The following is a 9,596-nucleotide window of genomic DNA, read 5'->3' as shown; positions in this document are numbered from 1 at the left end:
AAATCTGCGGTTGCTGAGCCTGTCGAAGCAACCGACATAGTAAAAGAGAATTTTTAGAATTTTTCAGAGTTTGCTTCGCTCGTTTCACTCGCTCGCAAAGACTTTTGGGAATCATTCGACAAGACAGACCTGAAACTGTCATTGCGAGTCCCGCTGAAGGCGGGACGAAGCAATCTCATGTTAATAAAGTGCAATTTGACTCACGCAGCGGTTGCTGAGCTTGTCGAAGCAACCGCTTACGTAAAAGTAAACTTTTAAGGTTATTCAGAGTTTACTTCGCTCGCTCCATCCGCTCGCAAAGACAAGACTGATATGCACGTTCACATAGACTTATAACAAAAGCATAAATTCCAGCAAAAGAACTCCCCAACTCCCGCACAACGAACACCAAAACTCCCGCACCACGAACACCCAAACCCCATTACAAAAATCCCCCAAACCCTTAATAATGAGAATCTTTGATGAATTATCGATATCTTAGCATATCGAAAAAAATGAAAAATTATGATTCTAACCGTAACAATAAATCCTTTACTTGAAAGAAGAAAATTCTTCGAAGAAGTTGAACTGGGAAAATCTTATCGATGTAAAAATGAAGCCTATGCAGCTGGTGGAAAAGGAATAAACGTTAGCCGTCAGTTGAATTATTTCGGAATTCAAAACATGGCACTTACTTTCTTGGGTGGCAATAACGGTAAGATACTTCGTTCCGTATTGACAGAAGAAAAAATAAATTTCACAGCTCAATCAATCAAATCCGAGACAAGAGCTGCTGAACTTATAATCGAAGAAAAAAATAAGCGAGTGACTACATTTTTTGGTTTAAACAACGAAGTAACATCCAGTGAAGTAGAAGAATTCAAATCGAAACTCGATAAAATGATAAAAAATTGTTCGATTGTAGTTTTCTCAGGCAGTTCTCCATCGGCAAATGCAAATTCAATTTTTCCATATGGGATAGAATTAGCCCATAAATACGATAAGATTTCAATCCTCGATACTTACGGCCCTCATCTCGAAGATTGTCTTAACGCAGTACCAACAGCAATTCACAATAATAAGAATGAAATTGAAAAATCGCTCGGCATCTCGCTTTCAAGTGAAGAGGAGATCCGCAGCTATATGAAACATCTTTATTCGAAAGGAATAAAGTTAATTTTTATAACCGACGGAGGCCAACCATATTACGCTGCCAAATTTGATTTTCATTATAAAATTTTTCCTCCAGAGATAGATGTTTATGATGCAACTGGAAGCGGTGATTCTTTTGTAGCAGGTATTGCATATGGACTGGAAAAATCAATGGTCTTCGATGAATTTATTCGCATTGCAACGGCAACTGCATCGGCGAATGCTTCCAAACTAGAGACCAGTGCTGTTTCCGTCGAAGAATATTCGGATCTAATTGAACTAGTTAAGGTAGAGCCGATTGGAAAGAAAATGAAAATTATCGATGACACGCCGAGATATTAAATTTGTTTTTTATCTTTTGCTTCTCTTAAGCATTAATACTTTTTCTCAACCAACAAATAAAATTTTGTTTAAAGGAAATAAACTATTTAATTCGGAAACATTACAAAGTCTTCTTGACTCTGTAATTCAAAGAGCCAAAAACAACTCGATTAAAGCCGCAATAGAAAAATTGTATTCATACTACGGCTATTATCACACGGATGTAATAATCAAGAAATACGAAAATGATAAAACCCAGATAGAAATCGACGAAGGAAATCCAACATTTATAAATAAAATTTTTGTGGATGCTCGAGATTGGGATTCAACTTTTATTACCGACGTAATTAACGAACTTCAAGGAAAAATATTTTCTGTGTTGCAATTCGAGGAATATGTCGATCGTCTGCTGGATTACTATGAAAGACAAGGCTATCCATTTGCTAAAATTGAGATCGCTTCCATTTATTTCTTCGAAAACCAGAATAAACACTTTGCGGATATTTATCTAAATATAGATAAAGGTATTTTAGCGAAAATTGAAAAGATAGAAATAGAGGGTAATAATAAAACAAAGAAATATGTCATACTGAGAAACGCAGGAATATCTGCTGGCGAAATTTTTACGCGTGATAAAATAAATAAAATTCCAGAGCGATTGATGAGGTTAAAATATTTCGATACTGTGGAAAAGCCTGAATATTTTATTAATAATAAAAATGAAGGTGTACTGAGAATAAAAGTAAAAGAAAAACAGACGAACCAGTTCGACGGAATAATCGGATATGTACCTGCAGGCGCATCAGGAAAAGGTTATGTGACGGGACTGGTAAATGTTGGACTCGGAAATATTTTTGGTACCGGAAGAAATCTTTCTTTCCGCTGGCAAAATGAAAATCGTAATTCGCAGGAGCTCGAAGTCAACTATCTTGAACCATGGCTTTTGGGTTTCCCTTTGAATTTAAGTTCGGGATTGTTTCAGAGAATTCAGGATTCAACTTACGTACAAAGAAATCTTTCTGCCGAACTAATATTTATTGCTTCCGAAGATGTAACGGGCTCAATCTCGGTTGCGCATCGTTCAACTATTCCTACTGAACGCAAGATGAAAAGTTTTACGGTTTATAATTCTACTTCATTGATTACCGGTGTTAATTTAAGTATCGACACAAGAAAGAATGTTTATTCTCCACTGAGTGGAATTTTGTTTAACAATACTTATAAACTCAACTCAAAAAAAATAAACGGACCGGCGGAATATCTACCTGAAAAACGAAACTACAGTTTGCAACAATTCGAAGTAGATTTCAGTTATTATCTTGAAATATTTCGATTGCAGGTGCTTGCCTTTGCTTTTCATGCACGCGAAATTCGAGGCGATAATATCGAAGTAAGCGATATGTATTTGCTCGGTGGTTCAAATACATTACGCGGTTACATTGAAAATCAATTTGCCGGCAAAAGAATTCTCTGGTCGAATATTGAATACAGATATATTCTGACCCAAAAAACTTATGCGTTTCTCTTTTTTGATACTGGATATTTCAAGCGCGATGATATTTCGGATTATAAATTTGGTTATGGAATGGGAATTAATTTCGAAACTGCATTCGGTATAATGAGTGTCAGTTTTGCTCTTGGCAAAGGCGATTCTTATCGAGAGGGGAAAATTCATTTCGGAATAATTAATGAGTTTTAATATGAACCTGAAAGAGTTTGATAATTCTTTCTTGAAAAATGATGGTGAATTCATTGCTGGAGTGGACGAAGCGGGTCGAGGACCCTTAGCCGGGCCAGTTGTTGCTGCTGCTGTTATTTTTAATTCATGGGTTTGGAATGACGAAATTAATGATTCAAAGAAACTAAGTGAAAAAAAACGACAACTACTTTTTGAGTGGATTATTAAAAATGCACTGTCGTATGGAGTGGGAATTGTCGATCAAAAAGAAATTGATCGGATAAATATATTGAATGCAACTTTGAAAGCTATGCAATGCGCAACGAATAAATTGAGCGTGAAACCTCACTTGATATTAGTCGATGGTAATAAAAAATTCGACACTGAATTTGAATGCCGCACAATTGTCAAAGGAGATACAAAATCATTTGCAATTGCTTCGGCTTCGATTCTGGCAAAGGTAACTCGTGACGAAATTATGAAGAATTATGCTTTCTATTATCCTGAATATGGATGGTACAAAAATAAAGGCTATCCTACGAAAGAGCATTACGATGCAATTAAGCGATATGGGATAACTCCAATCCATAGAAAAACCTTCTTAAAAAATATTTTTGATAATTCCGAATGACATTCATTTTTTAAGAGTTTGCTTCGCTCACTCCGTTTTTTTGCAAAAACAAGTCAGTAAATGTCATTACGAGGAATCACCCCGCCATAGGCGGGGGGATGACGAAGTAATCTGAAGAAGCATTTGTTTGAGTTTGCTTCGCTCGTTTCACTCGCTCGCAAAGACAAAGTGGAGAGGCTCTTTAGCAAAGCCAGGATCAATTGTAATTTCTCATTTGTCAATACAAAATATTTTTCAATTGTACTTTTTAATAAATAATTTTACATTCATATAGCATTAGAGTCTCTCTAATGAAGAAGTATTACGTTTATATTATGACTAATAAAAATAATACAGTACTTTATACCGGTATGACAAATAATCTCATAAGAAGGGTTTATGAGCACAAATGCAAACTAATAAAAGGATTTACGAAAAGATATAATTGCACAAAACTGGTTTGGTACGAAATTCATGATTCACCTTATAATGCAATTAGAAGAGAAAAGCAAATAAAAGCAGGCTCACGAAGAAAAAAGCTCGAGCTTATAAATAATATGAATCCCTCCTGGCGCGACTTATATAACGAATTAATTTAACGTCAGGATTAGCATTGTTAAATTGAAAAAACTATGTACGAGAGTTTGCTTCGCTCACTCCGTTTTTTTGCAAAAACAAGTCAGTAAATGTCATTACGAGGAATCACCCCGCCATAGGCGGGGGGGATGACGAAGTAATCTAAGAAAGCTTTTGTTTGAGTTTGTTTCGTTCGTTTCACTCGCTCGCAAAGACTTTTGGGAATCATTCGATAAGACAATCCTGAGACTGTCATTGCGTGTCCCGCCGAAGGCGGGACGAAGCAATCTCATGTAGTTTTAATAAAGAGCAATTAAGCACACGCAGCGGTTGCTGAGCTTGTCGAAGCAACCGCTTTCGTAAAAGTGAACTTTTAAGATTATTCAGAGTTTGCTTCGTTCGCTTTACTCACTCGCAAAGACAATGTTGATATACTCGTACGTAAGGACTTACAACAGAAGCATATTACCATAAAACAAAAAACTCCCCACCTCCCGCACCACGAACACCATAACCCCCGCACACCAATCCCTTTTTAACTATAAAATAGTTTTACTATTTTGGAAGTGCTATTTAGAATAAATAAACAATGAAACTACCCAAACATCGATATGGCAGAAAATTAAATTTTAGAGATAATCTCTATAATTTTTTTGCTACCATTACAGGACTTACAATTTTCAACATCGAATTCTTCAAACAAGCATTTCTGCCTCCTTATGAAATTCCAGAAATTAAAAAGCATATGGACGAGCTGGGTGTCAAAACTTTCGGCATTGTAAGCGTCACTGGATTTATCATCGGCCTGGTTCTTGCAATGCAGAGCCAACCTGTTATGGCACGATTCGGTGCATCAGATTTTCTGCCTGGAATGGTTGCTCTCTCCGTAGTCAGGGAGTTGGGACCTGTTATAACTGCGCTCATTTTTGCCGGTCGTGTCAGTTCTGGTATCGGTGCAGAACTCGGCTCGATGCGCGTTACTGAACAAATCGACGCAATGGAAGTTACAGGCGTTAACCCGTTTAAATACTTGATAGTAACTCGTGTAATTGCAACTACAATGATATTACCAGTACTTACAATTTATGTGGTCGTTATCGCTATTTTTGGCGGCTACCTTGCTATCCTAATTACAGAAAGTATTAATTTCAGATACTATATCGACTCGGTTATAAGGTCAATTGAATTCGGTGACTTTGTCCCTGGAATTGCAAAAACATTTGTATTTGGTTACATAGTTGGAATTGTCGGCGCATACAAAGGATATACAACCGAAGGAGGCACCGAAGGAGTCGGAAGAGCTTCGACTACTTCAGTTGTTCTTGCTTCTCTTCTGATTTTAATTTTTGATATGATTTTAGTAAAAATTACTTTATGGTTATGGCCAACGCTCGGGTGATCGAAATAGAAAATCTTAGTAAAAGATTCGGACAACTGGTTGTACTCGACAACATTTCACTTTATGTTTCGAAAGGTGAAAACCTTGTCGTCTTCGGAAGAAGCGGACAGGGCAAAAGCGTGTTGCTTAAATGCATTGTCGGTTTATTATCTCCCGATAGCGGCAATATCTTGGTTGATGGGAAAAATATAGTAGCTCTTAATTTGAAGCAGTTGAATGAAGTACGAAAAAATATCGGTTTCTTATTTCAAAGTGCAGCTCTTTATGATTCAATGACCGTAAGGGAAAACCTGGCATTTCCTCTCAAAAGAAATTTTCCGAATCTTACTGATAAGGAAATTAACGACAAAGTGGAATATACGCTGGAACTTGTGTCGTTAGAGCACGCAATCAATAAAATGCCATCTGAATTATCGGGTGGAATGAAAAAAAGAATTGGACTTGCTCGCTCGATTATTACAGAGCCGCGCTTGATGCTCTACGACGAACCAACTACCGGACTCGACCCAATTACCACAAAGGAAATCAGCGAGTTGATTCTAAACCTTCAAAAAAAATTAAATATGACTTCTGTTATTGTTACTCACGATTTGATTTGCGCAGAAATTATTGCCGATAGAGCAATCTTTCTGAAAGATGCTAAGATTGCTTACGAAGGAACAATCGATGAACTTATTAAATCGAACGACCCGTTCCTGAAAAACTTTTTTAGTCACGAATTAATTAAAGCTTAGTGAGGTAGTAATGTTAAAAAATCTGGAAGGAGCACGCCTGGGGCTATTTATTTTTATCGGTACAGTTCTTCTGGTAATATCAATTTTTTTAATAGGGAATCGAGAAAATTTGTTTACAAGCACAATCGAAATCAGAACATATTTCGATCAGATAGAAGGACTAAAACCCGGCGCTCCGGTGCGCCTGAGCGGCTACGATATCGGGAGTGTGAGCAATATCTCTTTAGTAGGCGGAAAAGATGGAAACGTTGAAGTCGTTATGAGAATAGACAACGACCTGGTTCATTTCATCCGACTCGATAGCGAAGCTTCAATTGAAACTGAAGGACTCGTCGGTAAAAAGATTGTTACCATTTCGCCTGGCTCTGCCGACCAACCCGTCATCAAAAACGGCGGCATAATTAAATCTAAGAATCCTCTCAATCTTTCTGTAATAATGGAACAAACGGAATCGACAATTTCATACTTGAAAGACCTTACGAAAGATCTGGCAGAAATAGTTGCCAAAGTTAATAAAGGCGAAGGAACAATTGGAAAAATTGTCAACGACGACCGACTTTATGAATCGGCTGTAAGCATTACAAAAAATGCCGACAGGAGCTTAACTCAAGTTACTAAACGATTAACAGATGTTTCAGATATTATTGTTGAAATGACCGGAAGTATAAAATCAATTATTTCTAATGTCGACTCGGCAATCTACGATGTAAAAAGAGTCGTCGACAAAGTTGATCGAGGCGAGGGAGTACTGGGTGTGCTGGTAAGCGATCAAAAAATGGCGGATTCGCTTAAGCAGGTTATTTCGAATCTAACACGCACTTCAGACGAAGCACGCATGGCTACTTCGAGTCTCTACGAAAATATGGAAGCACTCAAACATAACTGGCTTTTCAAAGGCTACTTCGAGGAGAGAGGGTACTGGAATAAGGTTGAATATGAAAAAGAAATTGAAAAGAGAATTGAGGAACTGAAAAGACAGAATCAACTTCTTGATATGAAGATAAAAGAATTACTCGAACTAGAAAAGAAACTCGATGCTAAAGAGTGAATAACTTATTACATTGCTAACGTACAGAGAGAGATTTTTTTAAACCGCAAAGGCCGCAAAGAGGCGCAGAGAACACTTTGCGCTCTTTGCGTTCTTAGCGGTTTCAATAAATATATGCATAACCGCCAAAGCCGCAGAGAAATAAATGTTGACGGAAAATGAAATAGGAAAAATTATCGTTGACTGTGCATTGTCTGTACATCGAACACTCGGGCCTGGACTTTTAGAATCGACTTACGAGGCTACTCTTAAGTATGAATTAATTAATTCAGGTTTGTATGTTGAATCACAAAAAGAATTGCCGGTTGTTTATAAAGATGTTAAACTCGATATCGGTTACCGAATTGATTTGCTGGTTAATAAAAAAGTTATAATTGAAATAAAATCTGTGGAAAGTTTAAACGATGTCCATCTGGCGCAGATATTAACTTACTTGAAGTTGAGCAACTGTAAGCTTGGCTATTTGATTAATTTTAATGTGAAAATGTTAAAGGACGGAATTAGGAGAGTGGTTAATAATCTGTAAAATATTTTTTAACCGCAAAACTCACTTAGCGCTCTTAGCGCTCTTTGCGGTTTCAATATTGCCTTCTACTTCAAAGGAAGAAGATATAAGGCTGAGCTACTAATTTTTTTAAACCGCAAAGATCGCAAAGAAACGCAGAGAACACTTAGCGTTCTTGGCGGTTTCAATATTCCCCTCCCTCCTTGCATTGAAAAAACCGCAAAAAATTTTTAAACCCCGAAAATATTTCGCACCTATTTTGTGAAAAAAATTGAATATTTTAAAGGAATCAAATTAATTCACATTGGCACGAAATTTTTTAGGAATAAAGTCATGGATTATAGTAAGCTGAAGCAAATTGCAGCAGAAAAGGCAGTTGACGAGATTAAAGACAACATGATTGTAGGTTTGGGCACGGGGTCGACAGCTAAATTTGCCATAATGAAAATCGCTGAAAAAATTAAGGACGGTAATTTGAAAAATATTTACGGTATCCCAACTTCAAAAAGAACGGAAGACTTAGCCACCGAACTCGGAATTCCGTTACTGTCCTTAAACCAACTATTTAAAAAAAACACGAACCACGAACAACGAACCACGAACCACGAACCACGAACAACGAACAAAGAACAAAGAACCAACCCCGAAAAATTGGCAAACATAATTGACATAACAATTGACGGTGCAGATGAAGTCGACAGCGAATTGAATTTAATTAAAGGTGGTGGTGGTGCTTTGCTGCGGGAAAAAGTGATTGCTCAGAATACAAAAAGATTATTAATAGTTGTAGATAAAACAAAAATATCAGAAAAATTAGGGACGAACTTTTTTGTGCCAGTAGAAGTTTTACAATTTGCTCTGGAAAGTGAAATTAAATTTCTTGAGTCGCTCGGCGCCACTACAAAAATTAGAAAAACGGAAGCTGGCGAACTCTTTATTACTGACGAAGGAAATTTTATTGTTGATGCGTACTTTGGAAAGATTGACAATCCCGCAGAATTAAGCTCGTTGTTGAACGAAAGAGCTGGTGTCGTAGAGCACGGAATTTTTTTGAATAAACTTGTAGATTCAGTTTACTGTTCTTCAGATAATGGTGTAGAAATTCTCACTGCCTCTTAGCGATCGAGCAAAGTGTCGAAATCGCTAATGAAAAGTGGAAGTTCTTTAAATATTGTCAGGTGGAATAATTATTAATTATTCCCGAATGAGTTTTGGTTTTTTAGATTTGTCAACGTCTTTGTGAGTGAGACCATGTCCTTGCGAGTGAGCGAAGCGAACGAAGCAACCTCTGAAGAATCTTAAAAATCCTCTTTTACAAAAGCGGTTGCTTCGACAAGCTCAGCAACCGCAAATTTTCAAGCTCGTCGAGTAGCACGAAGTGCGTATCGAAACGAGCTCGGAGTGTTTGCTTCGACAAGCTCAGCAACCGCAGACTTCTAAGCTCGTTGAGTAGAACGAAGTTCGTATCGAAACGAGCTCAGGCGGTCGTTTCGATATGTTCTTCTATCGAAGAAAACTCAACGACCGCAGGATGCAGCCGCTCGTCGAAGTAGTACGTAGTGCGTATCGAGACGAGCCCGGAGTGTTTGCTTCG

General features: G+C 37.4%; 9 protein-coding genes. All 9 read left to right on the top strand.

Translation table 11 applies throughout. The features are described from left to right. Window positions 1–504: 504 nt before the first annotated feature. The 9 genes from ACUN8G_RS13810 (at window position 505) to rpiA (ending at window position 9,121) form a co-directional block, all read left to right on the top strand. Window positions 505–1,473: a 1-phosphofructokinase family hexose kinase gene (locus ACUN8G_RS13810; RefSeq protein ID WP_437345344.1), complete on the top strand. Its 969-nt coding sequence runs from the start codon at window positions 505–507 to the stop codon at window positions 1,471–1,473. Further along, window positions 1,454–3,151: a BamA/OMP85 family outer membrane protein gene (locus ACUN8G_RS13805; protein WP_437345343.1), complete on the top strand. Its 1,698-nt coding sequence runs from the start codon at window positions 1,454–1,456 to the stop codon at window positions 3,149–3,151. The genes ACUN8G_RS13810 and ACUN8G_RS13805 overlap by 20 nt, the downstream gene beginning before the upstream one ends. After that, on the top strand, window positions 3,141–3,761 hold the full coding sequence (rnhB, locus tag ACUN8G_RS13800) for a ribonuclease HII (RefSeq protein WP_437345342.1): 621 nt from the start codon (window positions 3,141–3,143) through the stop codon (window positions 3,759–3,761). The genes ACUN8G_RS13805 and rnhB overlap by 11 nt, the downstream gene beginning before the upstream one ends. A 290-nt stretch (window positions 3,762–4,051) precedes the next feature. Further along, the gene (locus ACUN8G_RS13795; protein ID WP_437345341.1) at window positions 4,052–4,339 is read left to right on the top strand and encodes a GIY-YIG nuclease family protein; all 288 of its coding nucleotides are present in this window, start codon (window positions 4,052–4,054) and stop codon (window positions 4,337–4,339) included. A 566-nt stretch (window positions 4,340–4,905) separates the two neighbouring features. Continuing rightward, window positions 4,906–5,715: an MlaE family ABC transporter permease gene (locus tag ACUN8G_RS13790; RefSeq protein ID WP_437345340.1), complete on the top strand. Its 810-nt coding sequence runs from the start codon at window positions 4,906–4,908 to the stop codon at window positions 5,713–5,715. Continuing rightward, entirely contained in the window at window positions 5,712–6,449 is a 738-nt protein-coding gene (locus ACUN8G_RS13785) for an ABC transporter ATP-binding protein (RefSeq protein WP_437345339.1), read from the top strand. The genes ACUN8G_RS13790 and ACUN8G_RS13785 overlap by 4 nt, the downstream gene beginning before the upstream one ends. 10 nt (window positions 6,450–6,459) lie before the next feature. Then, window positions 6,460–7,497 (top strand): MlaD family protein, encoded by a 1,038-nt coding sequence (locus ACUN8G_RS13780; protein ID WP_437345338.1) that lies wholly within the window; start codon window positions 6,460–6,462, stop codon window positions 7,495–7,497. Between the two features lie 148 nt (window positions 7,498–7,645). After that, window positions 7,646–8,023, top strand: a complete 378-nt coding sequence (locus tag ACUN8G_RS13775) for a GxxExxY protein (protein ID WP_437345785.1) — start codon at window positions 7,646–7,648, stop codon at window positions 8,021–8,023. Between the two features lie 312 nt (window positions 8,024–8,335). Continuing rightward, window positions 8,336–9,121 (top strand): ribose 5-phosphate isomerase A, encoded by a 786-nt coding sequence (gene rpiA / locus ACUN8G_RS13770; protein WP_437345337.1) that lies wholly within the window; start codon window positions 8,336–8,338, stop codon window positions 9,119–9,121. Window positions 9,122–9,596 lie beyond the last annotated feature (475 nt).

Source organism: Melioribacter sulfuriphilus (genome assembly GCF_052656625.1).
This window is presented reverse-complemented; position numbering and strand designations above follow the sequence as displayed.

Excerpts from the sequence above, each read along its gene's own strand:
- rnhB (WP_437345342.1), top strand. The coding sequence starts at position 3,141 with ATGAGTTTTAATATGAACCTGAAAGAGTTTGATAATTCTTTCTTGAAA.
- ACUN8G_RS13795 (WP_437345341.1), top strand. The coding sequence starts at position 4,052 with ATGAAGAAGTATTACGTTTATATTATGACTAATAAAAATAATACAGTA.
- ACUN8G_RS13810 (WP_437345344.1), top strand. The coding sequence starts at position 505 with ATGATTCTAACCGTAACAATAAATCCTTTACTTGAAAGAAGAAAATTC.
- ACUN8G_RS13805 (WP_437345343.1), top strand. The coding sequence starts at position 1,454 with ATGACACGCCGAGATATTAAATTTGTTTTTTATCTTTTGCTTCTCTTA.
- ACUN8G_RS13790 (WP_437345340.1), top strand. The coding sequence starts at position 4,906 with ATGAAACTACCCAAACATCGATATGGCAGAAAATTAAATTTTAGAGAT.
- rpiA (WP_437345337.1), top strand. The coding sequence starts at position 8,336 with ATGGATTATAGTAAGCTGAAGCAAATTGCAGCAGAAAAGGCAGTTGAC.
- ACUN8G_RS13780 (WP_437345338.1), top strand. The coding sequence starts at position 6,460 with ATGTTAAAAAATCTGGAAGGAGCACGCCTGGGGCTATTTATTTTTATC.